Annotated in this window: 31 protein-coding genes and 2 pseudogenes; 19 read left to right on the forward strand and 14 right to left on the reverse strand. The window is 69.1% G+C overall.

Going from position 1 to position 24,748, the window contains the following annotated elements:
- Nucleotides 1-86 precede the first annotated feature (86 nt).
- Entirely contained in the window at nucleotides 87-905 is an 819-nt protein-coding gene (locus tag FMEAI12_RS14695; protein ID WP_160144276.1) for an SDR family NAD(P)-dependent oxidoreductase, read from the forward strand.
- An 85-nt stretch (nucleotides 906-990) separates the two neighbouring features.
- Here the strand turns inward: FMEAI12_RS14695 and FMEAI12_RS37145 are convergent, their stop codons facing one another.
- Together FMEAI12_RS37145 and FMEAI12_RS14700 are read right to left on the reverse strand one after the other, a co-directional pair.
- On the reverse strand, nucleotides 991-1,131 hold the full coding sequence (locus FMEAI12_RS37145; protein WP_165938735.1) for a hypothetical protein: 141 nt from the start codon (nucleotides 1,129-1,131) through the stop codon (nucleotides 991-993).
- Nucleotides 1,132-1,185: 54 nt separating this feature from the next.
- On the reverse strand, nucleotides 1,186-2,049 hold the full coding sequence (locus FMEAI12_RS14700) for an NAD(P)H-binding protein (protein WP_112106516.1): 864 nt from the start codon (nucleotides 2,047-2,049) through the stop codon (nucleotides 1,186-1,188).
- Nucleotides 2,050-2,130: 81 nt separating this feature from the next.
- Between FMEAI12_RS14700 and FMEAI12_RS14705 the strand changes: the two genes are divergently transcribed.
- Nucleotides 2,131-2,961, forward strand: a complete 831-nt coding sequence (locus FMEAI12_RS14705) for a helix-turn-helix domain-containing protein (RefSeq protein WP_160144277.1) — start codon at nucleotides 2,131-2,133, stop codon at nucleotides 2,959-2,961.
- Between the two features lie 112 nt (nucleotides 2,962-3,073).
- Here FMEAI12_RS14705 and FMEAI12_RS39920 read toward each other — a convergent pair.
- From FMEAI12_RS39920 to FMEAI12_RS37150, 4 genes and pseudogenes are all read right to left on the reverse strand, one after another.
- A pseudogene (locus FMEAI12_RS39920) lies at nucleotides 3,074-3,169 on the reverse strand (Fe-S cluster assembly protein HesB); the annotation flags it as partial.
- 218 nt (nucleotides 3,170-3,387) lie between these two features.
- Nucleotides 3,388-4,041 carry an NAD(P)-binding domain-containing protein gene (locus FMEAI12_RS14710; protein WP_255565701.1) on the reverse strand — a complete coding sequence of 218 codons (654 nt, stop codon included), beginning with the start codon at nucleotides 4,039-4,041 and terminating at the stop codon, nucleotides 3,388-3,390.
- Between the two features lie 27 nt (nucleotides 4,042-4,068).
- A complete protein-coding gene (locus FMEAI12_RS14715; RefSeq protein WP_112106454.1) occupies nucleotides 4,069-4,413 on the reverse strand; it encodes a helix-turn-helix domain-containing protein in 345 nt (114 codons plus the stop codon).
- A gap of 27 nt (nucleotides 4,414-4,440) precedes the next feature.
- Nucleotides 4,441-4,602: a hypothetical protein gene (locus tag FMEAI12_RS37150; protein WP_165938737.1), complete on the reverse strand. Its 162-nt coding sequence runs from the start codon at nucleotides 4,600-4,602 to the stop codon at nucleotides 4,441-4,443.
- Nucleotides 4,603-4,905: 303 nt separating this feature from the next.
- Here FMEAI12_RS37150 and FMEAI12_RS14720 point away from each other — a divergent pair, with 303 nt between their 5' ends.
- The 4 genes from FMEAI12_RS14720 to FMEAI12_RS37155 all read left to right on the forward strand — a co-directional run bounded on the left by FMEAI12_RS14720 (nucleotide 4,906) and on the right by FMEAI12_RS37155 (nucleotide 7,720).
- Complete coding sequence (locus tag FMEAI12_RS14720) at nucleotides 4,906-6,582, forward strand: plasmid pRiA4b ORF-3 family protein (RefSeq protein WP_112106455.1); 1,677 nt, start codon at nucleotides 4,906-4,908, stop codon at nucleotides 6,580-6,582.
- A 102-nt stretch (nucleotides 6,583-6,684) separates the two neighbouring features.
- On the forward strand, nucleotides 6,685-7,008 hold the full coding sequence (locus FMEAI12_RS14725; RefSeq protein WP_112106456.1) for a PadR family transcriptional regulator: 324 nt from the start codon (nucleotides 6,685-6,687) through the stop codon (nucleotides 7,006-7,008).
- Nucleotides 7,005-7,364, forward strand: a complete 360-nt coding sequence (locus FMEAI12_RS14730; protein WP_112106457.1) for a hypothetical protein — start codon at nucleotides 7,005-7,007, stop codon at nucleotides 7,362-7,364. Before FMEAI12_RS14725 ends, FMEAI12_RS14730 begins: the two co-directional genes overlap by 4 nt.
- Entirely contained in the window at nucleotides 7,361-7,720 is a 360-nt protein-coding gene (locus FMEAI12_RS37155; protein ID WP_200835290.1) for a hypothetical protein, read from the forward strand. The genes FMEAI12_RS14730 and FMEAI12_RS37155 overlap by 4 nt, the downstream gene beginning before the upstream one ends.
- Nucleotides 7,721-7,740: 20 nt before the next feature.
- On the opposite strand, the gene FMEAI12_RS37160 is transcribed toward FMEAI12_RS37155, so the two are convergent.
- A complete protein-coding gene (locus FMEAI12_RS37160; RefSeq protein ID WP_165938734.1) occupies nucleotides 7,741-7,878 on the reverse strand; it encodes a hypothetical protein in 138 nt (45 codons plus the stop codon).
- Between the two features lie 505 nt (nucleotides 7,879-8,383).
- Here FMEAI12_RS37160 and FMEAI12_RS14740 point away from each other — a divergent pair.
- Together FMEAI12_RS14740 and FMEAI12_RS14745 are read left to right on the forward strand one after the other, a co-directional pair.
- Nucleotides 8,384-8,992, forward strand: coding sequence for a helix-turn-helix domain-containing protein (locus tag FMEAI12_RS14740; protein WP_112106458.1), 609 nt, complete (start codon nucleotides 8,384-8,386; stop codon nucleotides 8,990-8,992).
- Complete coding sequence (locus FMEAI12_RS14745; protein ID WP_112106459.1) at nucleotides 8,989-10,221, forward strand: retropepsin-like aspartic protease; 1,233 nt, start codon at nucleotides 8,989-8,991, stop codon at nucleotides 10,219-10,221. Before FMEAI12_RS14740 ends, FMEAI12_RS14745 begins: the two co-directional genes overlap by 4 nt.
- 566 nt (nucleotides 10,222-10,787) lie before the next feature.
- Here the strand turns inward: FMEAI12_RS14745 and FMEAI12_RS14750 are convergent.
- The 3 genes from FMEAI12_RS14750 to FMEAI12_RS14760 all read right to left on the reverse strand — a co-directional run bounded on the left by FMEAI12_RS14750 (nucleotide 10,788) and on the right by FMEAI12_RS14760 (nucleotide 12,902).
- Nucleotides 10,788-11,246: an NYN domain-containing protein gene (locus FMEAI12_RS14750; protein ID WP_235014006.1), complete on the reverse strand. Its 459-nt coding sequence runs from the start codon at nucleotides 11,244-11,246 to the stop codon at nucleotides 10,788-10,790.
- A gap of 295 nt (nucleotides 11,247-11,541) precedes the next feature.
- Nucleotides 11,542-11,679 (reverse strand): hypothetical protein, encoded by a 138-nt coding sequence (locus FMEAI12_RS37165; protein ID WP_165938738.1) that lies wholly within the window; start codon nucleotides 11,677-11,679, stop codon nucleotides 11,542-11,544.
- A gap of 188 nt (nucleotides 11,680-11,867) precedes the next feature.
- Nucleotides 11,868-12,902, reverse strand: coding sequence for an aldo/keto reductase (locus tag FMEAI12_RS14760; RefSeq protein ID WP_112106461.1), 1,035 nt, complete (start codon nucleotides 12,900-12,902; stop codon nucleotides 11,868-11,870).
- Nucleotides 12,903-12,990: 88 nt separating this feature from the next.
- On the opposite strand from FMEAI12_RS14760, the gene FMEAI12_RS14765 reads away from it, so the two are divergent.
- Nucleotides 12,991-13,599, forward strand: a complete 609-nt coding sequence (locus FMEAI12_RS14765) for a TetR/AcrR family transcriptional regulator (protein ID WP_112106462.1) — start codon at nucleotides 12,991-12,993, stop codon at nucleotides 13,597-13,599.
- Nucleotides 13,600-14,154: 555 nt separating this feature from the next.
- Here the strand turns inward: FMEAI12_RS14765 and FMEAI12_RS14770 are convergent.
- Complete coding sequence (locus FMEAI12_RS14770; RefSeq protein ID WP_112106463.1) at nucleotides 14,155-14,799, reverse strand: dihydrofolate reductase family protein; 645 nt, start codon at nucleotides 14,797-14,799, stop codon at nucleotides 14,155-14,157.
- A gap of 204 nt (nucleotides 14,800-15,003) precedes the next feature.
- Between FMEAI12_RS14770 and FMEAI12_RS14775 the strand changes: the two genes are divergently transcribed.
- The 3 genes from FMEAI12_RS14775 to FMEAI12_RS38165 all read left to right on the forward strand — a co-directional run bounded on the left by FMEAI12_RS14775 (nucleotide 15,004) and on the right by FMEAI12_RS38165 (nucleotide 17,094).
- A complete protein-coding gene (locus FMEAI12_RS14775; RefSeq protein ID WP_112106519.1) occupies nucleotides 15,004-15,372 on the forward strand; it encodes a YciI family protein in 369 nt (122 codons plus the stop codon).
- A complete protein-coding gene (locus FMEAI12_RS14780; RefSeq protein WP_112106464.1) occupies nucleotides 15,369-16,598 on the forward strand; it encodes an RNA polymerase sigma factor in 1,230 nt (409 codons plus the stop codon). Before FMEAI12_RS14775 ends, FMEAI12_RS14780 begins: the two co-directional genes overlap by 4 nt.
- Nucleotides 16,599-16,929: 331 nt before the next feature.
- A complete protein-coding gene (locus tag FMEAI12_RS38165) occupies nucleotides 16,930-17,094 on the forward strand; it encodes a hypothetical protein (protein ID WP_235014008.1) in 165 nt (54 codons plus the stop codon).
- Nucleotides 17,095-17,323: 229 nt separating this feature from the next.
- Here the strand turns inward: FMEAI12_RS38165 and FMEAI12_RS14790 are convergent, their stop codons facing one another.
- Nucleotides 17,324-17,947, reverse strand: a complete 624-nt coding sequence (locus tag FMEAI12_RS14790; protein ID WP_112106465.1) for a CGNR zinc finger domain-containing protein — start codon at nucleotides 17,945-17,947, stop codon at nucleotides 17,324-17,326.
- Nucleotides 17,948-18,015: 68 nt separating this feature from the next.
- On the opposite strand from FMEAI12_RS14790, the pseudogene FMEAI12_RS39925 reads away from it, so the two are divergent.
- From FMEAI12_RS39925 to FMEAI12_RS14810, 5 genes and pseudogenes are all read left to right on the forward strand, one after another.
- Nucleotides 18,016-18,321: pseudogene (locus tag FMEAI12_RS39925) on the forward strand (epoxide hydrolase N-terminal domain-containing protein); the annotation flags it as partial.
- A complete protein-coding gene (locus tag FMEAI12_RS38170) occupies nucleotides 18,239-19,078 on the forward strand; it encodes an alpha/beta fold hydrolase (RefSeq protein ID WP_368672073.1) in 840 nt (279 codons plus the stop codon). The pseudogene FMEAI12_RS39925 and the gene FMEAI12_RS38170, both read left to right, overlap by 83 nt.
- 236 nt (nucleotides 19,079-19,314) lie before the next feature.
- Entirely contained in the window at nucleotides 19,315-19,575 is a 261-nt protein-coding gene (locus tag FMEAI12_RS14800; protein WP_071059735.1) for a toxin-antitoxin system HicB family antitoxin, read from the forward strand.
- Nucleotides 19,572-19,883 carry a MazF family transcriptional regulator gene (locus FMEAI12_RS14805; protein WP_112106466.1) on the forward strand — a complete coding sequence of 104 codons (312 nt, stop codon included), beginning with the start codon at nucleotides 19,572-19,574 and terminating at the stop codon, nucleotides 19,881-19,883. The genes FMEAI12_RS14800 and FMEAI12_RS14805 overlap by 4 nt, the downstream gene beginning before the upstream one ends.
- Nucleotides 19,884-20,012: 129 nt before the next feature.
- On the forward strand, nucleotides 20,013-20,903 hold the full coding sequence (locus FMEAI12_RS14810) for a MerR family transcriptional regulator (RefSeq protein ID WP_071059737.1): 891 nt from the start codon (nucleotides 20,013-20,015) through the stop codon (nucleotides 20,901-20,903).
- 60 nt (nucleotides 20,904-20,963) lie between these two features.
- On the opposite strand, the gene FMEAI12_RS14815 is transcribed toward FMEAI12_RS14810, so the two are convergent.
- Entirely contained in the window at nucleotides 20,964-21,731 is a 768-nt protein-coding gene (locus FMEAI12_RS14815) for an SDR family oxidoreductase (protein ID WP_112106467.1), read from the reverse strand.
- A gap of 88 nt (nucleotides 21,732-21,819) precedes the next feature.
- Between FMEAI12_RS14815 and FMEAI12_RS14820 the strand changes: the two genes are divergently transcribed.
- Nucleotides 21,820-22,443, forward strand: a complete 624-nt coding sequence (locus FMEAI12_RS14820) for a TetR/AcrR family transcriptional regulator (protein ID WP_112106468.1) — start codon at nucleotides 21,820-21,822, stop codon at nucleotides 22,441-22,443.
- 139 nt (nucleotides 22,444-22,582) lie between these two features.
- On the opposite strand, the gene FMEAI12_RS14825 is transcribed toward FMEAI12_RS14820, so the two are convergent.
- Complete coding sequence (locus tag FMEAI12_RS14825; RefSeq protein ID WP_306769296.1) at nucleotides 22,583-22,924, reverse strand: dienelactone hydrolase family protein; 342 nt, start codon at nucleotides 22,922-22,924, stop codon at nucleotides 22,583-22,585.
- Here FMEAI12_RS14825 and FMEAI12_RS14830 point away from each other — a divergent pair.
- Nucleotides 22,843-24,747, forward strand: a complete 1,905-nt coding sequence (locus FMEAI12_RS14830; RefSeq protein WP_235014010.1) for a recombinase family protein — start codon at nucleotides 22,843-22,845, stop codon at nucleotides 24,745-24,747. The genes FMEAI12_RS14825 and FMEAI12_RS14830 overlap by 82 nt on opposite strands.
- Nucleotide 24,748: the final 1 nt, after the last annotated feature.

The raw sequence follows: 24,748 nt of genomic DNA on the forward strand, positions 1-24,748 counted from the left end.
GGCACGCCCAGGCACATCGGAACATGTGTTCCGATGTGCTACCTTCACCAAAACGGAACATGGGTTCCGATGCGGCGGGAGTGGCGATGAAGACGGTTGTGATCACGGGGGGAACTGACGGGATGGGAGCAGCACTCGCCTCGCACTACCTGCGGGAGAGCGAGCGGGTCGTCGTGGTGGGCCGCAGCCGGGTCAAGTTCGAGGCTCTGCTCGCCGCGTTGGCCGCCGACGATCCGGCCACGACTGACCGGGCCTCGTTCATCGCCGCCGACCTCTCGCTGACCGCCGAAAGCAGGCGGGTGGTCGAACAGATAAAGGCACGCCATGAGCGCGTCGACGTACTCGTGCTGGCCGCCTCGTTCATCCGCCAGAAGCGGCATGAAACCGTGGAAGGGCACGAGGCGTCATGGGTATTGTTCTTCGTCTCCAAGTACATTCTGACCACCGGTTTGACATCGCTCCTCGCCGACAGTGACCATCCGACTGTCGTGAACATTTCGGTACCGGGCGCAAGGGTCGAGGCAATCGATTTCGACGATCTCGAGTCAGTGCGATGCTTCAGCTTCATCCGCTCCAACGCCCAACAGCGGCGGGCCAACGAGCTACTCGGCATCCTCGCGACCGTGGAGAACCCGACACTCGCCTACCTCACATGGGGACCCAGAAGGCTGGTCAAGACCAGCTTCGCCGGCGACGTCGGATGGGTGATGAAAATGTCCTCAGTCATCCTGGGAGCCGTCGCCGCCCAACGACCGGCCGATGCGATCGAGCCAATCATCGCGCTCGTTGCCGACCCGCCCACCGGCCGCGCGGCCTACCGTGGCGCCGCCCGGGTCCCACTCGTCCACGGTCCACACGACGCAGACGATGCATACCGACTCGCAACCGCGATCAAAGAATATTAGGTCGGTGTCGCGCGCCGACCCGAACTCGCCACCACGAGCCGCAGATGAGCCGTGGACCGCGGCCAGTGCCCTTGCCAAAGATGTGTTACCAGGAAGACGTGGATCGCCCGATCCCACTCCATGGTTCCGATACCGGCTGGTCGAGCACCATCCCGATCAGCAGCGCCAACGGGTCGTTCGTCAGCAGCTCGTCCGCTTCGGCGATCTGGCTCAGGTGCAGTCCCACGGCACAACAGTAGCGCCGGTCCGTCCGCCCACAGCACGGCACAGCTGAACGGGGTCATGACGCGCCGAAGGCATGGCGGTGCTGGTAGGCCCAGGCCTGGAAGCTGGTCGGGGGGCGGCCCAGGACAGTGGCCAGGTCGTTGGTCAGGATGGCGTTACGGCCGGCACGAACCCAGGCGGAGCCAATGATGATCACCTCGACGGCGGACCTGTCCATCCCCGCGGCGAGCATCTGGTCGGCCGCCTGCTCCAGGCTCATGGGGACGGTGCCGATCCGGCGTCCGGTCACCCGCGATAGGGAGGCGGCCTGTTCGGCGACGGTCAGCAGTTCCGGTCCCGTCAGTGTGTAGATCTTACCGACGTGCGCTGAAGACAGGAGGACCTCCACTGCGGCGGCGGCGACGTCGTAGGGGTTGATCACTCCCTGCCGACCCGGTCCGGTGAGATCGGGCACGGGCTGCCCCTTGTCGATCGCATCGACCCACTGCAGGGTGTTCGACGCAAAGCTGGACGGGCGCAGCACCGTCCACCCCAACCCGCTGTCGCGCACCGCCTGCTCGGCCGTCACATGCCAGGCCCCGACCGTATCCGGTCCGATCTTCTCGCCCGTGCCGATGGCGGACAGTTTCACCACCCTGCGCACGCCGGCCCTTCGTGCCTCGTCGAGCAAGGCCAGATCGTGGCGCGCAGTAGGTACGACCGGTGCGGTTATCAGGAACATTGTCCGCACCGCGGCCATGGCCGGCCGGAGCGACGCGGGTTCGTCGAAATCTGCCCGGACAGTCTCCACGCCCGGACGCACCGGTACATTTCTCGGATCGCGGCTCACAGCTCGGACCTGCAGGCCGCGGGCCGCCAGGATGTCGAGCACCTTGCTGCCGATGGTGCCGGTGGCACCGGTTACCAGGATCACGGGCATCACGATGTCCGGGCAGACGCGACCGCCGCTAGGAAGTTTCGGCAGACCCGTTCCCGCATGCGGCTGCCTACGGTGGGAAGCATGCGCATCGACGAGCGTCGCATTCCGCTATCGGATGCCCTGCGACCGTGGATCTCCGAGATCAGCGTCACGACGATTGCCGTGCACGACGGAGCGCGCACGATCGTCGAGCCGCCGGATCACTCGGCCGCCCTGGCCCTGCGTGTCTTCCCGGGAGAGCACACCGACCTGGTCGTCATGGGACCGCGCACCCGGGCGCTCTATCATCTCGGTGAGCCGGGACCGTTCTGCGTCAGTGCCAGGATTCGACCCGGTCACGCCGCCTCGTTGCTGGGCCGCTCCGTGGCGGGCCTGCGCGATCGCGCCGTGCTGCTGAGCGAGCTGTGGGGCACGCCGGGCGCCCAACTCGCGAGGGAACTCACCGACGTCGGTTCCGATCCTGCCGGAATCGACGAACGGTTGCTGCTCGGACGGGTGGAGCAGGCGTTCACGAGCAGGCTCGCGGGCCTGCCGCCTCGGCAGCAGGCCCGCAGCGACCTGACGCACCGCGCGAGCCAACTACTGACCGGACGCGGCACGACCCACAGCGAACCGGAGCAGGTGTCCGCAACGGCTACTCGGCTCCACGTGAGCGAACGCAGCCTGCGCGAGGTGTTCACTAGCACGGTCGGCCTCGGGCCCAAACAGTTCGCCCGGATCGACCGCCTGCGAGAAGTACTCGCACACGCGGGCGAGGCACCCTGGACGCGCGTGGCGACCGAACTCGGCTACCACGACCAGTCGCATCTGAACGCCGACTTCCGCACCATGATGGGCGTTACCCCCACCGCCTACCTCACCGGTCGGCTACCCACGGCTCTCCGATGCGATACACACCGCCCTGCCCGCTGAGCCTGAGCATCTCGATAAGGCAGGCGAAAACCAGTCGCTCCGAATGGCACGCACCGGCGATGCGACACAGTCAGGTGAGTGCGGATTGCCCCGCCCCGCTCTATCTTTCCGATACTGGCTGGTCCAGCACCATGCCTATGAGTAGCGCCAAAGGGTCACTCGTCAGCAGCTCGTCCGCTTCGTCGATCTGGCTCAGATGCAGTCCCACCCCCTCACCGTAGCGAGGCCGGCCGGGCGGGTCAGCCGCGTCTGCTCGTATCGCGTCGAACAGGCCACGTCGATGGTGAGCGTCCGGTCGAAATCGGCTGGGTCGGGACTCAGGGCGACCCACACGATCAGGGGCCACCCCGGGCTGGCGCCCGGCCGCGCGGGGTGGGACGAGCGAGAGCTGGGTCATGGCTCCCGTCGCCGGCCGATCGTGGCCTCCTAGACAGAGGGGATTGCGTCGACCAGGTTGAACACCGTGCTCGTGTCCCGGCCGCCGAACAACAACGAGATCACAATCGCGGCCATCGCCTCCAGATGATGAGCGTGGCGAAGGTCGCCGACTGACACGGGTTCGCCTCCGACGTGGTCGATGAGCTGACGAGCGACCGCCGCCGCGGCGGGGTGGTTCGTGCAGTACGGCACGGACAGACGACGACCGTCGAAGAGCGGCGGGGCCATCTCCCACACTCGTGCGTGGCACAAGTTGAACGCTTTTACCACCTGCCCGCCGGTCGCATCCTGGATCTCCCTCGCCATGGCTCGGCCCGGGTCGGTGACCAGGGTGAAGTGATCAACCTCGACCGGGTTGTTGCAGTCGATGACCGGCTTGCCATACAGGCCGCCGCCGATCGCCGCCAACGTTGCGGGCATGCCCTGATAGAGGACCGCGATCAACGCCACGTCGGCGAACTCGGCCGTCTCCCGAAATCCGCCGGCGCGGCCGCCCCACTTCTCCGCCAGCGCGCGTGCCTTCTCCGTCGTTCGGCCCGCGACCATGAGCTCGTGACCGGCGGCGGCCCACCGGGTTCCGAGCGCGTCGGCCATCACACCGGCACCGAGAATTCCGATTCGCATAGCGGCGACGCTAGGCAGCCGTGGGGAACCATCCGGTGCCCCACGTCAGGTGGACGAGTCGCCGGCGAGTTCCTCCGCGTGCTCCTCGGCCCACCGGGCGAGCACGGAGACTGGTGCCAGGAGGCTCCGGCCCAAGTCGGTCAGCCGATACTCGACGCCCTTGGGCACCGTAGCCAGGTTTCGCCGCTCGACGATGCCTCGCCGCTCAAGCTTTCGGAGAGTCTGGGTCAGCATCTTCTTGCTGATCCCACCAATCCGATCACGAAGGTCGCTGTAGCGTCGCGGGCCGTCTCCGAGGGCATACACCACCACGACAGACCAGGTGTCGGCGATGACCTCCAGGGTCGAGCGGGCCGGGCAGTCGGCTACGAAGACGTCATAGTCAGCCATCGAACACTCGCCACGGCGCCGTGGCCGTCAGGCCAAGCACACGACGCGGCTGCCGCGCCGGCCACCCTCGCGGGGATCACTCCATGGTTCCGACATCCGCTGGTCCAGCACCATCCCGATCAGCAGAGCCAACGGGTCGTTCGTCAGCAACTCGTCGGCCTCAGCGATCTGGCTCAGGTGCAGTCCCACACCATCACAGTAGCCGGCGTCGCCGGGAGGCTCGGGTGACGGCCAGCCGAGATGTCCGGCGGCGGTCCCGCGGGGCCGCCGGCGGCACGTCGGCGTGCGACCGCGATCCGAGGCTTTACAACTGTTGTTCCGGAATCAGGCCGTTTTCAACAGCCGGTCCAGGTGGAAGTCGAACCAACGGTCTATCGCGGCATCGGGTCGGCAGGCGCCTGAGCGAGCCGAGCTGCCAGGCCGATCAGACACGTGCGCGGGCGGGCCACGCCGGGTGCATGATGACGTCGCACCTGCTGCAGACTTGAATGCATGAGCCCCGCGAGCCGTGGTCGCAAGAACGGGAAGAAGCCCTCCGCGAAGGAGCCAGCGCCGGCGAGGCGCACCTCGCGGCCCGCGCTGTCCGCTGTGCCGGACATCGGTGATCAGTCTCCGCGGCCTCCTGACGACAGCGAGCTGGACCCGCGCGCACTCACCGCCGACATGCTTGAGATCGGCGGGGTACTCCGCGAGAACGACGACCCGCTGATGGCGGAGGTGGCCGGTGCGACGTTCGCCGTGCTTGACGACCTCACCGACGGCTCCATCGGGGTGGCGTTCCTTCAGGAGATCGTGCCGCGGCTGGAGGCAGCGGCGACCGAGGGCGCCCTTGCGGTGCTGCTGGCAGTAGGTTCCGTCGCGTCGGGGCCGGTCGGTGTCGCCGCAGATACCGCCGCCGGCCGGCTCGCCGCGGCCGGGGTCTCCCGGCCGCGGTGGGCGGACGAGTTGACTGCGCCACTGGTGGCCGGCGACTTCCAGCGCCGGTATGACGACGAAGGTGACACCGTCCTTCTGAGCTGCACCGTCGAACGGGCTGGCCGGCCGCACGCGTTCTTGGTAATTGTCGACCCATCGGCCTGTGGTGAGGCCGCAGACCTCCTCGTCCTCCCGGCCGAGGACCTTCCCAAGGTTCTGGAGGAGATCACCGCCGCGGCTCGCAGGGACAAGGTCGGACTACGAACCGAGACGCTGGACGCCGAGGAGTTTCGCTGGCAGGTCGAGAACGCCCTGAGCGCGCGTGCGGTGCACGACGACGAGCTCTCGTTCGAGGACGACGAGGAAGCCGCCCCCTTTCTCCGGTTCGGCGAGGAGGTCGAGATCCCCTTCCATGAGGAGGAGGACGGCGAGGATGGGCCGCCGTACGAGGCCCTGGTGCTCGTGCTGCGGTCGCGCCTCGCGACGCTCCCGACCCCCCGGAAGCCCCCCGCTCCGCATGCGGATGACGACGAGGACGAGGGGATCGACGCGCTCGGTGACTTGGCCGACCTCGTCAGGATGCTGGACGAGCGGGGGGTGAACCCGGCCGAGCTTGCCGCAGGCATGCTGGCGAACCTGACTGGGCGGCCCGGTCTGCCGCCGACGCTCCCGAAGAAGCCGAAGCGGGCCAAGGGGCAGCGCGCCCCGGTCTACCAGGTCAAGGTAGGGCTGCGCGACGCGAAGCCACCGATCTGGCGACGGTTGGAGGTGCCAGCCGACACCAGCCTGGCGCGCCTGCACACGATCCTTCAGACAGCGTTCGGCTGGGACGACAGCCATCTGCACGTCTTCGAAACGCCCTACGGCAGGTTCGGCAGGCCGGACGCGGACCTTGGCCAACGCGCCGAGGCGGCGGTGTCGCTGGAGCAGGTGCTTCCCGACGTCAAAGCAAAGATCAGCTATACCTACGATTTCGGCGACGACTGGGAGCACCAGATCGTCCTCGAGAAGATCCTCGATCCCGACCCGTCCGTCCGGTATCCGCGCTGCACCGGCGGGCGTCGCGCGGCCCCGCCGGACGACTGCGGCGGTATCTGGGGCTACGAGGCGCTCCTGGAGACCCTGGGCAACCCCAGTCATCCCGAGCACGAAGAGCGGCTGGAATGGCTGGGCCTCGACAACCCCGCCGACCTCGACCCCGCCAGGTTCGACGCTGAGGAAGTGACAGCCGCGCTGTCCCGGCTCCTCCGCTGATGGTGGCGCGACGTCGATCCGACAGCCGCCGAGCGGAGCCTGACGAATGACGAACGCCGACGGCCTTGCCGCTCCCAACTACTACGCCATACGATGCATCGCATGGCGAGGTTCGGACGGGACGAGGGCCTGGCCCGCTTCGGCGAGCCGGGAGTACTCGTCCTGCTGTCACTGAGCGACGGCGCCAAACACGGTTACGCGATCACCGCCGATGTGCTGGAACAGACCGGGGTCCGGCTCGGCCCCGGCACCCTGTACGGCTCGCTGACCAAGCTGGTGGAACGCGGCCTGATAGCCGCACTGCCCAGCAACGACCGCCGCCGCCCCTACGAGATCACGCCGGCGGGAAGAGCGGCGTTGGCCGCTCAGTTGGCTACCTGGTCCCGGGTCGTCCAGACCGGGCAGTCACGGCTGGCCCAGGCATGAGGCGCTTCCTTCTCGCCCTGTGCCCCAGGCAGTGGCGGGCGCGCTACGGCGACGAGTTCGCCGCGCTCCTCCGGGACACCCCTCTGGCCTTGGCCGCCGTCGTCGACGTCCTGCGCCTCGCCATGAGGCTCCATCTGCGGGCCAGGCCGTGGCTCGCCCAGATCGCCGGAGCGGTACTCGCCACGGCCGCCATGGAAGCCGCTGCCGTACGGGCAGAGCTGACCGACAACATCCTGTGGGCTCCGAGCACGCCGCTGCGGGCGCTGGCCCTGGTAGCGGTCCTGACGCCGACCGCGATGGTGGTCGACTCCGCGGCCATGCGCCGTGCCCGGCTCCGCGGAGACGAGCTGGCGTGACGGGACTGGCCGTAGCCGCCGTGGTCGCAGCGAGCCTGATCACGGTGGGCCTGATCACGGCACGCCGACCCGCGCCACCGCCAGCCGCTGGCTGGGCCGCACAACTACGGCGCGCGGCGGTCTGTCTTCTCCTTCTGGCGGCCGGCGCCGTTCTTGTCGCAAGGGCCGGATACATCCTCGCCACCGAGCATCCCGGCGATCCGGAGACCTATCAACACGCCTGGGGCGGCCCTCATTACATTGGTTTCATCATCGTGCACGTCGGCCCCGCCGTCCTCGTCCTGTTCCTGACCGGCCTGGCGCTGTGCCGCAGGTTGAGGGGACGCCGGCGAGCGGTCAGCCAGCAGCGCGGGTGACAGGAAACCCGGGCCAACCGTTATTCGTTCTTTCCGAAACCCGCATGGTCAAGGACCATGTCGATGAGCAGCGCCAACGGATCGTTGGTCAGCAGTTCGTCTGCTTCGGTGATCTGGCTCAGGTGCAGTCCCACGCCATCACCGTAGCCGACCGTCACGTGGCGCCCGTGGCACCGTCGGCGCGAGCAAGAAGGTGACGCAATGGACATCCGTGCCGACAGTCCGGTCTCGACGCGGATCACGTCCCGACGGAACTGGTGCGAGCGCCCCATAGTTCCGCGATCCGTCCGCCGGGGCGCCTACCTCTTCGGCCGACTGCCCGCGGCGATCCGATGCGGTCCTCACCGTCCTGACCGATGACGACACCACACAGTCAGGCAGGGACGGACTGTCAGATTCCGCTCCATCTTTCCGATACCCGCTGGTCCAGCACCATCCCGATCAGCAACGCCAACGGGTCGTTCGTCAGCAGCTCGTCGGCCTCGGCGATCTGGCTCAGGTGAAGTCCCACGTCACCACGGTAGCGGTCGGCCCGCGGCTGATGGCCTAGCCGCGGCACACCCCGGCAGTAGTCGTCGTGGAACGGCTGTTGCCGTCGTCGCGTGACACCTTGTATGTTATTACGTAATTTCGAAATTACGGATAAATGTTGCGGGGTCTGGGATGACATCGGACGGACTGGAACAGCGGGTCGCCTCGCTGGAGCGGCGGGTCGAGCGGTTGGAGGCGGCAACGGTCACGAGGGCAGAGCGACAAGGCCATGACCGGTCGGCCGAAGGGTCGTCCCTGCAGTTGCTGAGCCGGCTCCGCGAACGCGCTGGCGTCGAGGATCATGACAGGCCACGAACCGGCGTTGGTGGCCCGAGCGGCGCCGTGGCCTACGCGGGGGCTGTCACCGTGGACGACCGCGAGTACCTGTGGGCCAAGGAACACCAGGTTCGCGACATCGTCGGGGCAGACTGGGCCGCCGGGGCAACAACGCTCGAGTGCCTCGGCAGCCCGGCACGGCTGGCGTTGCTCGCCGCGCTGATCGGGGCGCCGCGCAGTCGCGCGCAGCTGCAGGAGGCGCTCGGCGAAACCTCGTCCGGGCACCTGTACCACCACCTGCGAGAGCTGCAGGCCGCTCGGCTACTCGTCCAGCGCCGGCGCGGCGAGTACGAACTGGCCACGCACGCGCTGGTCCCGCTGCTCGCCATCGTCGCAGCCGCAATGGATCTGGGGGCCGACGACCGTCCGGCACCGGCAACGGCCGGGGCGGAGGCAGAGCGATGACATGGATTTATCGCCAGCGGCTGGCGCCGGACGCGCCCGCTCGCGCCGCGTGGCGGGCGTGGACGCGCGGCGACATCGGTGAGGCCGAGCGCCTGGCTCAGCGGACCTCCCCGCTGCAGCGCGCGCACCTGTTGTTCCTGACGAGTTACGTCCAGGGGCGCTACGGGGAAGCGCTCGGGCACCACGCGGTCGTCCACGCCCGGAGCCCTGGACGCACCGCCCTGGACGAGCCGGCGGCACTCGCCTGGCTGCACGTCGGCCAGCCGGACGAAGCCTATGCACACGTACTGCGGCAACGAGGGAAGCAGCCGGTGCCACCGGACCTCCAGCTACGGGTGGACAACCCGCTGCAGGCCGAACTGGACCAGACGACCCAGTTACCCTTTACCGACCACGCGTTGGCGCCGTTCCTGCCAGGGGTCGACGTGACGCTCGACGGCCACCGCCTGTGCGCCCATATCGATACTGGCGGCACGTTCGTCGTCATGGGAACCCAGCGCGCCGAGGCGCTCGGCATCCGGCTCGCCGCGAACGGACGCGATTACCACGGCACCACCAGCACCGACGTCTACGTCGGTGTGGCCAGGGAGCTGACGCTCGGCGGAGCCACCCTGGCCAACGTGCCGGTCGAGGCGATGCCCACGCTGCACGACGGCCAGGACGTCGTACTCATAGGCACCAACATCCTGCAACAATTCCTCGCCACGATCGACTACCCGGGCCAGCGCCTACTTCTGTCGCCACGCCGCGACCCGCAGCAGGCGACCGACCACCTCGCCCAACTCCGCGACCTGAAGGAGGTCGCGCGGTTCCCCTTCTACCTGTGGGGAGATCATTACATGTTCGCGCGGGGCGGCTTCGGCACCCGACAGGACCTCAACTTCTTCATCGACTCGGGACTGGCCTACGTCATCCAGGAGGAGGACTCGCAGCCCCGCCAGGCATGCCTGTACACGACGGCCCGGCACTACCGCTCCTGGGGAATACCCCGGGCCCGCGCCGCTGGCCCGCACTTCGAAGCCGACCAACCGATTTGGCTGGGGCCGCTCCGCCAGGACAAGCAGTTCGTGGCCACGTCGCCCGCGCGTCGCCCGCCCTGGCATTCGTTCGGCGGCGTACGCATCGACGGTCTGCTGTCCCACGCCTTCCTGAGTGCCTACGCCTGGACCCTCGACTTCGACCGGCACGAGTACACGTTCCGGCAGCCGGCACGCCTTCAGGTGCCGTGATTCGACGACACTCGCGCCCGGCATTGGGCGGCTCGGTTCGTGTGTAGCGCCTCCTCGGTCTCGATGGTCACTGAAGGGCGGGTTGATCCACACCTTAGGGGCGGCACGGGCGGTGTGGGGCGGCGACGGATCCGTTCGGGGTGGACGGCGTCAGGGACCGGGGCGTGCCGGGAACCGCGCCATTGCGCGACACGCGCCACCGCGCCGCTCGTGGGCTCGCCCCACCCGCGTGCCCGATCATCGGACAGCGACGGCAGGCACGAGTGGGCATGACCCCACGGAAGATCCGATCCTGATCACGAGATCAGCCGCCGGGCCGACCGGGATTCGTGACGGCCCGGCGGATCCGCGGTCCAAGCTGGTCCGGCAGGCAGAAAGATTGACCAGCCGCCGCGCGATTCGCGCCGCGCGTGGACCCAGACGTCAGCCACGCACAACAGCACCCACGTGAGCCATGATCGCCGGCCCAAGTAGACAAAGGCACCGACGGTGTAATGGTGCAGGAGCAGATAGAACACGAAGACCGCAGGCAAGCCAAGCCGCCGCCGACCGTCAGGCCGCAGCGATCAGATCGCCGTGTAGTCGGTGTAGTCCCGGCAGGCCTCGTAGTCGTCGGCGTCCAGGTAGTGGCACCACGGAAGCTGCGAGTCAGGAAAGCGGAGTCGGCTCGTGCCCTTCCAGCTCGCGACCTCCACATGGATACCAAGATCGCGGACGGCCTCCAGCGCGGGCACGAGGTCCGTGTCGCGGCTGAACAGGACGCCGATGTCGTAGGCGTCCTCGCAGGCGAGACGCACGAAGTCCACGGCGAGTGCGACGTCGATGCCCTTCTCCTGCGCGGGCTCGGCCGGCCATGCCTTCGGGTAGCGGGGCTGCCGGCGGGCAACGACCACACGAGGATCACGGGCCCAGCGGTCGGCCTGCCGGTCGCTGGCCCTCGCCGCCTCCGGCTGGTGATCGGGGCTTGGACGGCTGGCCGCGGTAGACACGGACAGCCGCAAGCTCACCGCCAAGTCGTCGTCCATCGACGATCCGCCGCGCCACACGCACGGGATCGACGTGTCCATGCTGGCCAGGCGTGCCGGCGGGGAGGAACCTGCCGCGTGCCGAGAGGTGGACGTTCTGGTAGTCGATGAAAACAGCGACTCGCGGGGGCATGACCTAGCCGATCTAGAAAAAAGCCCCGCCAGTCCCGGAGGACGGCGGGGAGAAAGTGACTACCACGTCACTGGCGCAGGCTCCGGACCGTCAAACGCAGACACGGTCGCTCACTGTGGTCCTTCACTCCGGTAGCCCCGAGCCGGGAGTGGCACTGCACGGTCAGGCATGCGCAGAATGTCGCATCCCGCTCCATCCTTCCGAAACCCGCTGGTCCAGAACCACGCCAATAAGGAGTGCAAGCGGATCGTTGGTCAGCAGCTCGTCCGCCTCGGCGACCTGGCTCAGATGCAGTCCCACGAGGACACCGTAGCCAACCTCGGGGCAGAGGCCGTCATACCGGTGGTCGGACCGCGATGAAGTCAGCGGCCTGGGCGTCTGCCGACGGGCGACAGCGATCTTCTGCGAACAAGGCCGAACCGGCAGGTCCGGCTCCTCGCCGCCGAGCACCGTCCGGGCACGCCACCGGCCGGATATTGGCCGCCGCCCTAGACCGGCGACGGGTTCAGCCGGGCGAAGCCCTCCTGCCGTTGGTACGGGAAGTACGGGTAGGGAGCGGTGCGGGCGCTGGCCGCGTCCAACCGTGCCATCTGTCCCGCGGTCAGCGACCAGCCGACCGCCCCGAGGTTCTGCCGTAGCTGTGTCTCGTCCCGTGCGCCGATGATGACGGAGGACACCGTGGGCCGCTGGAGCAGCCAGTTGAGGGCGATCTGCGGCACGGCCTGACCGGTCTCCGCAGCAATCTCGTCGAGCGCGTCGACCACGGTGAACAGGTACTCGTCGTCCACCGGCGGGCCGTAGTCCGCGGTGGCGGGTAGCCGGCTGCGCGCGGGCAGTGGCTGGCCGCGACGAATTCGGCCGGTCAGCCGACCCCAACCCAGCGGGCTCCAGACGATCGCGCCGACGCCCTGATCCAGGCCCAGTGGCAGTAGACCCCACTCGTAGTCGCGGCCGACCAGCGAGTAGTAGACCTGGTGCGCCACATAGCGCGGGTATCGGTACTTCTCGGCGATGCCGAGGGACTTCATCAGCTGCCAGCCCGCGAAGTTGGACACGCCTAGATATCGAATCTTGCCGGCCCGCACCAGATCGTCCAGGGTGGCCAGAACTTCCTCGATCGGGGTGCCTGCGTCGAATGCGTGCAGCTGGAAAAGATCGATGTAGTCGGTGTTCAGTCGGCGCAGGGCGGCGTCGCACGCGGCGAGCAGCCGGGCACGGGACGAGCCGGCGTCGTTGGGCCCATCGCCGAGGGGCAGGCTTGCCTTGGTGGACACGAGCACCTGGTCGCGCCTGCCCCTGATGGCCGCGCCGAGCACCTCCTCGGAGGCGCCATCGGAATAGACGTCGGCGGTGTCGAACATGGTCACACCCGCCTCCAGGCAGATGTCCACCAGGCGCCGTGCCTGGTCAGCGTCGGTGTTGCCCCAAGCCCCGAACAGCGGACCACGGCCGCCGAAGGTGCCGGCACCGAAGCTCAGTGCGGGAACCAGCAGCCCGGATGCGCCCAGGCGCCGATACTCCATAGCAACCGCCTAACGATTCTCCAGTTCCGTTAAGATGACTCGACCGTACCACACGGAAAGGCACTAGCGGAACTGGAGACCCGTTACCGTGAATGAGGACCGCGAGCCGGGGACTGTTCGGCCCGGCGGGCGCACCGCACGGGTGCGGGCCAGCGTGCTGCGGGCGGCCGGGGATGTGCTGGCCGAGCGGGGTTTCGCCCACCTGGACCTGGCCGACGTGGCGCGCCGGGCCGGCGTCGGTAAGACCACTGTCTACCGGCGGTGGGGGGCGGTTGCCGGCCTGGTGGCCGACCTGCTGGCCGAGATGGTCGAGGAGTCCGTGCCGCGTGCCGAGACCGGCTCCCTGCTCAACGACCTGAAGGCCAACGCCAACCTGGTACGGCGCACCCTGTGCGACCCCCGCCAGGGCGCGTTGTTCAAAGCGGTGATCGCTGCCGCGACCTATGACGAGCGCACCGCGCAGGCACTGCGCCGCTTCTACGACGCCCGAGTCACCGAGTGGGCGCCGTGTGTGACACAGGCGATCGACCGTGGCGAGGTACCCGCTGGAACCGATCCGTGCGAGGTAATCCGCGCCGTCTCCGCCCCGCTGTACTATCGCCTGCTGACCATCGGGGAACCGCCGGACGAGACCGCGGCCGAGCGCGCCGCCAGGGCGGCCGCAGCCGGCGCCCGCGCCGGGGTGTACGTGCGGTGAGATCGCACGCACCACGGTCGCCGACCCCGGATGCGATCGAAGCGACCCCGACCCCGACCCCCAGCCACGTCCGTCGCCGCCGGGCAGGAGGACGAAGCTGTTGACGCGTCCGGCCCGGCGGCCGTGTCACCCGGCGCCGGGCGCTAGCTCGTTCGAGCGGCGACTGGCAACGCGTTCGTTCTTTCCGAAACCCGCTGGTCCAGCACCATCCCGATCAGCAAGGCCAACGGGTCGCTGGTCAGCAGTTCGTCCGCCTCGGCGATCTGGCTCAAGGGAGCTGTGCCGCTACTCGGGCGGTCACGGCTGGTCATGGGGCGACTCTGGCCGGCTACGAAGACCGACCCGGTACCCGGATGACGGCCATGTCTCGCGCATTGTCCGCCGGCATGGTCGTCACCCGGGGAAACGGCCGTTGACCGCGGGCCGGTTCGCCGCGCGGTCGGCCACGTCGCGCCACGTGACGGCTGCCCGGCGCCGACCTGGTCCGAGACAAGGCGACCCGAGCTGCGTCACTCATGACGGTCAACTCCTCAGTCGGTGTCTGTTGCCGCGTACCTATCGCCGCCAGAAGAAGTGGTGCACGACACCGCTCGGGCTTGGCATGCGTTCCAGGTGGTAGCGGTCGGTCAGCTCGTCCGGGTTGTCCCAGAGACGGAGACCACTGCCGAGTTCATGCGGGCCGACGGCGATGTGCATCTCGTCGATCAGGTCCGCGTCGAGGAACTCGCGGATGGTCGTGACGCCACCGCCGATGCGCACGTCCCGGCCGTCGGCGGCGGCCTTCGCCTGCTTCAGTGCTTCGTGCGGCGTCGCGTCGAGGAAGTGGAAGGTCGTGTCGCTCAGGGTGAACGACGGCCGAACGTGATGCGTGAGCACGAAGACCGGCGTGTGGAAGGGGGGCTCGTCTCCCCACCAGCCCTGCCACTCGTGGCCCGGCCAGGGGCCACGGATCGGACCGAACTTGTTGCGCCCCATGATCTCGGCGCCGACGTTACGGGTGAAGTCACGTACGACGTAGTCGTCGAGCCCTCGGGTGCCGCCGGGATCGGTGCGGTGAACCCAGCTGTCCGTGGCACCGGCCCAGGCGAACAGGTCACCAGGGTCCACCTGGCCGAACGGGCGTTCGAGGCTTTGCTCCTCGCCCGCTCCGATCCCGTCCTGGCTGACGCTGAAGCAGTGGACCCGGACCCGCTGTGTCATGGCCTACCTCCTGAACGTGGGCGGCTCGCCTGTCGCGGCGGCTCACCAGGTGGTCGTCGCCGACACGCCCCGCGCGACAACGACGGCGGAGATTCCTGGCTGCCGTGGTGGAGATTCCTGGCTGCGTAGTGTCGCGGGGGCAGTGTCGGCGACGACCACCTGGTGAGCCGCCGCGCGGGTGGCTGCTTCGCCAAGGAGGAGACCGTGAAGTATCTGATCATCATGCAGATCGACCCGGCTGTGCTGGAACAGCTCACCGACGACCAGCAGCGGCAGATCCAGGAGGGACACGGCGCGTTCATCGCCGCCACCAAGGAGCGCGGTGAGTTCATCGCGGCTCAGGCCCTCGCCGACCCCAGCCAGTCGAAGGTCGTTCGCAGCTCCGGGGGCCAGCCCGAGGTGACGGACGGACCATTCGTCGAGAGCAAGGAGTTCATGGGCGGCTTCTATCTCCTCGACGTCGAGGACGAGGCCCGGGCGGTGGAGCTGGCCCGGCAGATACCCGATGCCAACATCCCCGGCCTCGCCCTCGAGCTTCGGCCGGTGATGTTCGCCGACCTCGGAGCGGGATGATCCCAGCTGAACCCCTCGGCGAGGGCCGGTGGCGCGAGCTCGCGCGACAGGCCCTCGCCCGGTTGCTGCGCAGCTATGGCAGCGCCCAGTTCGACCTGTGCGAGGACGCCGTCCAGGATGCGCTCCTGCAGGCGTACCAACAGTGGCCGGCGCGGTTCCCCGACGACCCGCTGGGCTGGCTGATCGCGACCGCCCGCCGCCGGTATGCCGACCGCGCCCGCAGTGATGCCCGGCGCCGACACCGCGAGACCCGCGCCGCGTTGTTGCAGCCCCCGGTGGCGCCGGAGGCCGTCCAGCGGGACGACTCGCTGCTGGTGCTGCAGCTGTGCTGCCACCCCGACCTGCCACGCTCCGGACAGGTCGCACTGACCCTCCGGGCGGTCGCCGGGCTGACCACCGCCCAGATCGCCAACGTCTACCAGGTCCCCGAACGCACCATCGCCCAACGGATCACCCGGGCCAAGCGTCGCCTCTGCGAGCTCGGCCGGCCGCTACCGCCACCCGGGCAGGCAGGCGAGTGCGTCACCGCCGTCCTCGACGTGCTCTACGTGATGTTCGCTGAGGCGCACCACACAACCGCCGGCGCGCCTCCCCGCGACGCGGATCTCGCCGTCGAAGCGATTCACCTGACCCGGCTCCTTCGTCGCAGCGTCCCCGAGTCCACCGAGGTCACCGGGCTTCTCGCGCTGATGCTGCTCACCGAGGCCCGCCACCCGGCCCGGGTGGGGCCGGACGGGCGCCTCACGTCGCTCGACGAGCAGGACCGCGCGTTGTGGGACCGGGATCTGATCGACGAAGGGATCAGGCTCGTCGAACAGGCCACCCCGGGCGCCGAACCCGGCCCTTACCTGCTCCAGGCCTGCATCGCGGCTCTGCACGCCGAAGCCCCCGACATCGCGACAACCGACTGGGACGAGATCCTCGCGCTCTACCGGCTCCTCGAGATCGTGACCGGTCATCGGAACCCCACGATCACCCTCAACCGGATCGTCGCCCAGGCCATGGTCGACGGCATCGACGTCGCCCTCGCCCGGATCGACGCGCTGGAAGCCGACCACCCTGGCCTTCCCCGTCTCAACGCCGTACGCGCCCACCTCCTGGAGCAGGCCGGCAGACCGGACGACGCGGCCAGGGCCTACCGGCGAGCCATCGCCGCCACGGTCAATCTCGCGGAGCAACACCACCTCAGGCACCGCCTACGCCGCCTGTCTGGCGCACACGCGTGACGCATGGACCACCCAGGGACTCCGCAGGTGTCTGTGCGGCCGCGTTGGTGTTCGGGTCCATCCTGCCCAACCTGGATTTCAGCGACGACACATGACCGACGGTCGACACCTCTCTGGCAGCAGGCCAGACCCCGTCGATCGTGCACATGGTGGGCTGCCTCAGCGCCGACCACGGACGGGCACAGGCGAACCGGCTCCGGCATCCCGAGCCGGTGTACGTGCAGTCCGGCAGTCACGCGGAGAAGACCGCCGAACGCAATCCCGCCAAGCAGGTGCGCTACCTCGACTTCAAGCCCGACGTCTCCACCGTCACCAGGTTCGCCCTCGGGCTGTGGCACATGTTCACATCGGCCGGGCCCCGGGCGGGGGGCTTCGGATCTCGTTCCGTTTCCACGACGGCACCCTGCTCGCCACCGTCCAGAACGGACGGCTCACGACGGGACCAGTCGACGGCGACGTGTCCGCATTCCAGAGCCTGCTGGCCTGCCTGAGCTGAGCCGCGGAAAATCACCCGCCCCGCGATGATCAGCCGCGGTATTCCTGTCCATCCTCGCCACCGACATCCTGACGATCACCAATGGTCGGATCAGCTCCGTCTGGTGTTCTTCGACGAGCGGAGCGCGTTGCTCGGCCTCGGGGTGCTCGTCCCGGGGAAACACTGGATCCGGCCAGGTAGCCCGGCCCGCCAGGGCCTCGGTGTCCGTCGGCTGACGTGACCGTGGGGGTCAGCCCGGTCGAGCAGCGGAGTCGGTGTCGGTGTCGGTGGGGGCTCCGCTGACGCGCTGCCGGTAGCGGCGGGTCTTGACCCGGTTGCCGCAGACGGCGGTCGCGCACCAGCGCCCGGTCCGGGGCTTCGAGCCGTCATAGAAGACAACCCGGCAGTCCGGCGCCGCGCACATCTTCACGCGCTGCCAGGTGCCGTCCGCCGTTGCCAGGACCGCGACAGCCGCGAGCCGCGCCAGCGCCCGGGCGACCTCGCTGCCTCCTGCGGGCTCGAGTTCGACGCCACCCGGGCCCACCCGGACCCGCAGCGTGAGGCGATTGGCCACGTCGCCCAGATCGACAGTCTCCGGCGACGGTCGCTCAGTCCGCTGGTTGGCCGCCGCGGCTTCGCGCAGCGTTGCGCGCAGGCGCAGTGCGTCCGCGAACTCGGCCTGACCCGCGGACGTCCCTTCCCTCGCCAGGCCGTGAGCGGTGAGCCAGCGGCTCAGTGCCTCAGGAGCCGTGAACTGCTCGTGTGGATGGTGGGCACCGAAGGTCCGCTCGTCCACGGAGTTGAGGAACGCCCCCAGTACACGCAGCGATGGCGGCGCATCGTAGTGCGCCGACCAGGCGTCCGCGGGGTCCATGTCCTCACCAGTGAACCACCCACCAGCAAGCGACACCATTAAACTGTATAACTGTGGAGGCCGGACGGGTGACGCCGTTTCGGATCAACACGCCGGACGACACACTGGAGCAGATCCGCCAGCGACTCACCGCATTCGATCCAGTGGCCCTGCCGAGGCGGCCTGGCTGGCGGTGCGGCACCGACCCGACGGCGCTCGAGGAACTCACGCGGTACTGGCTCACCGACTACGACTGGCGCCGCCACGAGCGCGAGCTCAACGCCTTCGAGCAGTTCACCGCCGCCGTCGACGGTGTCGAGGTGCACCTTCTACGCGAGCCCGGTTCCGGAACCGCGCCCCCGACGGTGCTGCTGCTGCACGGATGGCCGACCTCGTTCGCAACGTTCCGCGGTCATCAGCAGGCTCGCGCATCCGGAAACCGCCGGCGGCGATCCGGAGGACGGGCTGACCGTCGTTGTCCCGTCGTTGCCCGGCTACGGCTTCTCCCCGCCCGCCTCGGCCCCGATCGGCGTCCGGTCTGCCGGGCACCTCTTTCACAGGCTGCTGACCGAGGTCCTCGGGGAGGCCAGGTACTACGTCCACGGCGGGGACCAGGGTGCGCCGATCGCCGAGTGGATGGCTTTCGACCACCCGGACCACTGCTCTGGGCTACACACCACTCTCCTCGGCGTCCGCCACGACGGAGCGCCGCTGGGAAGCGGCCTGACCGGCGTCGAGGATCCAACGGCGGACGAGATCCTGTTCGTTCAGCGGGAACACAACCTGAACACCGGCCCGCTGGGCGCCTACTTCCTCCTGCAGGCGACAGCGCCGCTCACACTGGCACCAGCCCTGGCGGACAGCCCGGCCGGCTTCGCCGCGTGGGTGCTGGAGAAGTTCCACCTGTGGAGCGATCAGAACGGCACCAGCGACGGCCCCGCGCTGACCCTGGACGACATCATTACCGAGATCATGATCTATCTCGTCTCGGACAGTGTCGCCAGTTCGCTGGTGGCCTACGCGGAGTTCCTCTCCGACCCGATCACGCTTCCGCCCGCCGCGTCATCGAGGTGGCCTCCGCGTTCGCGGCCTTCCCCGACCCGCGGGTCGCGACTCCGCCGGCCAGCTTCGTCGCACGTTCACGCAACCTGACGCACTTCACCGAACCGCCCCGCGGTGGGCACTTCCCGAGTCTGGAGGCTCCCGACGTCTTCGCGGCAGACCTCGCCGGGTTCATCCGGGCGACGGAAAGCAGCAGCACATGATCCGCTGACCGCCCCGCCCCGCCCCGCGAGTTTCAGTGGCCGATGTCCACTCGTCGCGGCACTGCGGCCACGCGTTCCAGCCTGCCACAGGTTCTGCTATCAGATCTTGCTAGCATCTTGTGCATGACGCGGACGATCACGCTTCGGCTTTCGGACGAGGCCTACGAAGCGGTCAAGCGGTATGCCGAGGCCGAGGACACTTCGATGAACGCCTGGGTCGAGGGCGTGCTCGACGCCGAGGACATGCGCCGACGCTGTGCCGCCCACGCCACCTGGGTGCGGGCGAGCCCGACAGTCGCCCGCGCGGCCCTCGCCTTCGGTGAGGCCAACCAGCAGGCACTCAGGACGGCCGGGCTGCCCAACCTGGCGGGCACCGCCGAATGAGATCGCCGCGGCGCGGCGAGATCTGGACCACCCGCACCGGGCCGACCCCCCAGGCGGTGCTGGTCATCAGCTCCACGGTCTACAACGAGATCGTCGATGAGCCGACCGTGCTGGTCGCACTGGTGGTGGAACATGCCACCGACGAGGGATTCTGCGTCAGGCTCGGCGAGGGCCAGTGGGCTGTGATGGGCCTGGTCACGTTTGTGGCCAAGGCCGCTCTGGATGAGTGCCTGCGCCGGGTCGACGTCCAGACGCTCACCAACGCCAACACCATGCTTTTCAAGATCCTGGCCACGCCCGAACGCTGACGTCTCACTCGCTCTTTCCGAAGGATGCGGAGTCCGGCGACCGCGCGTGGACGCTCGCCGTCGCCCGGGGGCCGCGGCCGGGTGGAGGCGGTTGACTCTCCAGTAGGTGGAGACCCGAGGATCGGCTCCATGATGATCGGCCAGCTCGCGGCGAGCACCGGACTGCCGGTACGGACGTTGCGGTTCTACGCCGATGCCGGGGTGTTGCCCGCGCGGGAACGCACGGCGTCGGGCTACCGGCTGTTCGGGCCCGACGCCGTGGCCCGGGCGCGACTCATCCGCACCCTGCGCGAGCTCGGCGTCGGCCTGGACGACATCAAGCGGGTGCTCAGCGCCGAGACATCGCTGGATGAGGTGGCCGCCGAGCACGTACGCGCCCTCGACGCCCAGATCCGCGTGCTGCGGCTGCAGCGCGCGGTGCTGCGCGCCTTCATCGGATCCACCGACCCCGAGGAGCTGCGACGGATGACCGACCTGACGAAGCTGACAGCCGAGCAACGCCGCCGGATCGTCGACGACTATCTCGACGCCGTCTTCGGCGACAACCCCAGCACTGTCGCCGACAGGCTGGCCATGGGCGCGCCCGAGCTCCCCGAGGACCCGACCCCGGAACAGGTCGCGGCCTGGGTGGAGATCGCCGAGCTGCTGCGCGACCCCGACTTCGTCGCCACCAGCCGCCGGATGGCCGAGCGCGCCCGCGCCGAAGGGCCGGAGCCGGATGTGGCGCAGTTCGAGGTCGGCAAGGCTGTCGGCGAACTCGCCGGACCCGCCGCCCGGGCCGGGGTCGACCCCGCTTCCGCTGACGCCCTGGCTGTGATCGAGCGCCTCGACGCCCTCAGCCCGGGCCCCGCGGAGGACCGCGCGCGCAGGGCCGAGCGCATAGAGGCCTTCACCGACCGCCGGGTCGGCCGTTACTGGACCCTCGTCGGCATCATCAACGGCTGGGCTCCCAGCCAGGCGCCCGAGGACATCGTCGACACCTGGGAGTGGTACGCCCGGGCGCTGCGCGCCCACGCCTGACATCCCGCGTTCCCAGCTCCCGCGCCCGAGCGTCCGTCCGAAGCGGGGGTGGCGTGGGCGTCAGAGCTTCGCCCCGCCGGTGGCGTCGATGACCTGGCCGGTGATCCAGCGGGCATCGTCGGAAGCGATGAACGCCACCACGTCGGCGATGTCGGCGGGCTGCCCGATCCGGTCGAGGGCGGAGAACGAGCTCCACAGCGCGACCTGCTCGGGATCGTTCCGCAGCCACATCGCATTGCTGTCCACGTCGACGATGCCGGGCGAAACCGCGTTGACCGTGATCCCACGCGCGCCGAGTCCCTTCGCCAGACTGTGGCTCAGCGTGTTCAGTGCGCCCTTGCTCATCGCGTACGTCAGCATCTCCGGGGCGGCGATCCGGGTGACTCCCGAGGAGATGTTGATGATCCGCCCGCCGGTACGCAGCCGCGGCAGCGCTTCCTGGATGACGAAGAAGGGCGCCCGGACGTTGACCGCGAAGACACGGTCGAACTCCGCCACGTCGGTGCCGACGAGGTCGCTGGAGGACGAGATACCGGCGTTGTTGACCAGTATGTCCACCCCGGGCTCCACGTGGATCTCGGCCAGCCCGGCGTCGAAAGCCGCCCAGAGGGCGCACGCGGCGTCGGGCGCCTCGAGGTCGGCCCTGACGGTGAAGGCCCGGCCGCCCGCCCCGACGATGCGCAGGACCGTCTCCTTCGCCGCGGCCTCGTCCCTGCCGTAGTGCACGGCGACCAGGGCACCGTCGGCCGCCAGGCGTTGCGCGATCGTCCGTCCGATACCCCGGCTGGCCCCCGTGACCAGCGCGGTCCTGCCGTCGAGACGTGCCATCGCGTTCCCCTCTTCCGTCGCAGGTTAGATCTTTAACGATCATTACAGATCTCGGGGTGAACTTTAGCGATCGCTATAGAATGCGTCAATGGCGACGGCAGACTCCCCCCGCCCAGGCAGACGCCGCACGTTCGACCGGGCGCGGGCGCTCGAGCTGGCGATGTTCGAGTTCTGGCAGCGCGGGTTCGACGCCGTCTCCATGGCGGAGCTCACCGCGCGGATGGGCATCGCCGCGCCGAGCCTGTACGCGGCCTTCGGGGACAAACGCGCCCTGTTCCGCGAGGTGGTCGACACGTACACCGGCTCCTACGGCGCCTTCTTCGACCGGGCGCTGGCGGCGGAGGAGACGGTGGGCCGCGGGGTCCACCGCGCGCTGCGGGCCGCGGCGATCGAGTACACCCGGCCCGATCGCCCGCGCGGATGTCTCATCCTGAGCGCCGCGGTGAACTGCGGCACCGCGTCGGCCGACGTCGAGGCGCTGCTGCGGGAGCGTCGGGAGGCAAACACCGCGGCATTGCGCGAGCAGATCGCGGCCGACATCGCCGCCGGGGTGCTGCCCGTCGCGACCCGCGCCGACGCGCTCGCCCGGTACGTGGGCGCCGTGCTACAGGGCATGTCGCAACAGGCACGCGACGGCGCCGACGCGACGGACCTGCTCGCCGTCGTCGACGTGGCGCGGGCCGCGTGGCCGGCGGAGACGGCCACGCCCTGACGCCGAGCTCACCGCCCCCGGTCCGGCCGCCTCAGGCTCGGCGAGGGTCAGTGGGCGGTGATGGGCCTGGCCATGCCCGAACACTGACGTCCCACTCGCTCTTTCCGACAAGTGGACTCAGGGTTCGCGCGGCTCCCGGCTACCGGGAGAGCAGCGCGAGGACTCTTTTCATGGCATCGTCCCGGGCCGCCTGGTCGAAGGCCGGGGTGTCGGGCCAGAAGAAGGCGTGCTGAACCTCCGGATAGACCACGACCTCGTGCCGGACCCCGGCGGTGCGCAGTGCCGAGGAAATCTTTTCGACCTGATCCGAGTCGATCAGAAAATCTTTTTCTCCGATGACGAACAGCAACTCTCCGCTGATTCCCCGGGTCAGCTCCAGCGTGGGTTCCGGCTGACTGAGTGGAATATCGCATCGAGATGTCCCGGCTGGCCCGCTCGGGCCGTGAATGGCATCAGTTGCTCGAATTGTGTGCTCTGTCAGACGCGCTGCTGGGGGATGTGGACGGTGTCTACGACCCGGCCGAGTACAACGACCGCATGCTGCTGGGCCTCAAGGGCACGATCAGCGAGGCTGAACTGCACCTGATCAGGCAGCGGATGTGGAACGGACGGATCTCCAAGGCTCGGCGCGGAGCGCTGGTGGTGCCACTGCCGATCGGGTTCGTGCGCCGCGCGTCCGGCGAGGTGGCCCTGGACCCCGACGAGCAGGTCCGCGCCACGGTCGGTCTGGTCTTCGACCTGTTCGAGCGGCTCGGGACGATCGGCGCGGTGCTGGCTTTCCTGGTCGACAACGGTGTTCTGCTGGGGGTGCGGATACGCGAGGGCCCCGAGCGCGGGGAGCTGGCCTGGCGGCGACCGAGCCGGGTCACGCTGACCAACATGCTCCACAACCCCGCCTACGCTGGCATCTACGCGTATGGCCGCAGCACACTGGACCCCAGGCGGCGGCGCGCGGACCGGCCGTTCACCGGGCGGGTGCGCTGCAACCGCGGGGAATGGCTCGTGTTCCTGCCCGGGGTCTGGCCGTCCTACATCAGTGTCGAGCAGTACGAGCGAAACCTTGAGCGGATGGACGCCAACCGGGCCCGTGCCGACAGCCTCGGTGCGGTGCGCAACAGCCCGGCCCTGCTGGCCGGGCTGATGGTCTGCGGCCGATGCGGCAAAAAGATGACAGTGCGTTATCAGCGCGGGCCGGGCGGCAGGCTGCACCCGACCTACGTCTGCAATCGGGACAAGGTCGACTACGCGGCCGAGGCGTGCCAGCAGCTCGCCGGGCCGTGCGTGGACGCCTGTGTCTGCGCGCTGCTGCTGGCGGCGATGGCCCCGGCCGCACTCGAGGTTTCCCTGGCCGCGGCCGACCAGGTCGCCGCCCAGCGCGCGCAGGTGGACCGGATCTGGCGTCAGCGCCTGGAACGCGCCGAGTTCGCCGCGGACCGGGCCCGGCGCTGCTACCGGCTCGCCGAGCCGGAGAACCGGCTGGTAGTGCGCCAGCTGGAGGCCGACTGGGAAGCCGCCCTGGCCGAACGTAAGCGGCTGGGCGAGGAATACGACCGATTCACCGCCGCCCGCCCGCGCACCCTGACCGCCACCGAACGCGACCAGATCCGCTCTCTGGCCGCCGACATCCCCGGCATCTGGCATGCACCCAGCACCACCGACGCCGACCGCAAGCAGCTGATCCGGCATCTGATCGAACAGGTCCGCGTCACGGTGGTCGGCACCACCGAGCAGGTGGAGGTAGAGATCGTCTGGGCGGGCGGGCATCGCACCCACACGCGCACCGTCCGCCCGGTCGCCTGTCTGACCCAACTCAGCTACTACCCCCAGCTCGCCGCCAGGGCCCGCGAGCTGGTCGAGGCCGGGCACACGACCAGGCAGATCGCCGAACGCCTCAACGCCGAGGGCTTTCGCCCGCCCAAACGCAGCGCGGCCTTCACCCCCAACGCGGTCAACGATCTGCTGCGGGCACTGGGTATCCAGCGCACCCGCGCCCGAGCCCGCCGCGCCCGCCCGGACCTGGGCGAACATGAATGGTGGCTGCGGGACCTGGCCGAGCAGCTGGGCATGCCCGCGATCACCCTCGACGCCTGGGTCCGCCGCGGCTGGGCCACCGGATACCTCCACCCCCGAGCCCGGCTGATGGTCGTGCGTGCCGACGCCACAGAGGTCGAACGCCTGCTCTCCCTGCACCAAGTGCCCCGCGGCCAGCACAACCGGCGCCCCTGGCTGACCAATCAAGCAGCCAGCATCGACAACATCGACAAGGAAGGAACCGACGGCGATGCCGAACAGTCGCAGCTATGAC

This window comes from Parafrankia sp. Ea1.12 (assembly GCF_900465275.1).
Classification (GTDB): Bacteria; Actinomycetota; Actinomycetes; order Frankiales; family Frankiaceae; genus Parafrankia; species Parafrankia soli.

Excerpts from the sequence above, each read along its gene's own strand:
- FMEAI12_RS14695 (WP_160144276.1), top strand. The coding sequence starts at position 87 with ATGAAGACGGTTGTGATCACGGGGGGAACTGACGGGATGGGAGCAGCA.
- FMEAI12_RS14700 (WP_112106516.1), bottom strand. The coding sequence starts at position 2,049 with ATGCCCGTGATCCTGGTAACCGGTGCCACCGGCACCATCGGCAGCAAG.
- FMEAI12_RS14705 (WP_160144277.1), top strand. The coding sequence starts at position 2,131 with ATGCGCATCGACGAGCGTCGCATTCCGCTATCGGATGCCCTGCGACCG.
- FMEAI12_RS14715 (WP_112106454.1), bottom strand. The coding sequence starts at position 4,413 with ATGGCTGACTATGACGTCTTCGTAGCCGACTGCCCGGCCCGCTCGACC.
- FMEAI12_RS14720 (WP_112106455.1), top strand. The coding sequence starts at position 4,906 with ATGAGCCCCGCGAGCCGTGGTCGCAAGAACGGGAAGAAGCCCTCCGCG.
- FMEAI12_RS14725 (WP_112106456.1), top strand. The coding sequence starts at position 6,685 with ATGGCGAGGTTCGGACGGGACGAGGGCCTGGCCCGCTTCGGCGAGCCG.
- FMEAI12_RS14730 (WP_112106457.1), top strand. The coding sequence starts at position 7,005 with ATGAGGCGCTTCCTTCTCGCCCTGTGCCCCAGGCAGTGGCGGGCGCGC.
- FMEAI12_RS14740 (WP_112106458.1), top strand. The coding sequence starts at position 8,384 with ATGACATCGGACGGACTGGAACAGCGGGTCGCCTCGCTGGAGCGGCGG.
- FMEAI12_RS14745 (WP_112106459.1), top strand. The coding sequence starts at position 8,989 with ATGACATGGATTTATCGCCAGCGGCTGGCGCCGGACGCGCCCGCTCGC.
- FMEAI12_RS14750 (WP_235014006.1), bottom strand. The coding sequence starts at position 11,246 with ATGGACGACGACTTGGCGGTGAGCTTGCGGCTGTCCGTGTCTACCGCG.
- FMEAI12_RS14760 (WP_112106461.1), bottom strand. The coding sequence starts at position 12,902 with ATGGAGTATCGGCGCCTGGGCGCATCCGGGCTGCTGGTTCCCGCACTG.
- FMEAI12_RS14770 (WP_112106463.1), bottom strand. The coding sequence starts at position 14,799 with ATGACACAGCGGGTCCGGGTCCACTGCTTCAGCGTCAGCCAGGACGGG.
- FMEAI12_RS14780 (WP_112106464.1), top strand. The coding sequence starts at position 15,369 with ATGATCCCAGCTGAACCCCTCGGCGAGGGCCGGTGGCGCGAGCTCGCG.
- FMEAI12_RS14790 (WP_112106465.1), bottom strand. The coding sequence starts at position 17,947 with ATGGACCCCGCGGACGCCTGGTCGGCGCACTACGATGCGCCGCCATCG.
- FMEAI12_RS14800 (WP_071059735.1), top strand. The coding sequence starts at position 19,315 with ATGACGCGGACGATCACGCTTCGGCTTTCGGACGAGGCCTACGAAGCG.
- FMEAI12_RS14805 (WP_112106466.1), top strand. The coding sequence starts at position 19,572 with ATGAGATCGCCGCGGCGCGGCGAGATCTGGACCACCCGCACCGGGCCG.
- FMEAI12_RS14810 (WP_071059737.1), top strand. The coding sequence starts at position 20,013 with ATGATGATCGGCCAGCTCGCGGCGAGCACCGGACTGCCGGTACGGACG.
- FMEAI12_RS14815 (WP_112106467.1), bottom strand. The coding sequence starts at position 21,731 with ATGGCACGTCTCGACGGCAGGACCGCGCTGGTCACGGGGGCCAGCCGG.
- FMEAI12_RS14820 (WP_112106468.1), top strand. The coding sequence starts at position 21,820 with ATGGCGACGGCAGACTCCCCCCGCCCAGGCAGACGCCGCACGTTCGAC.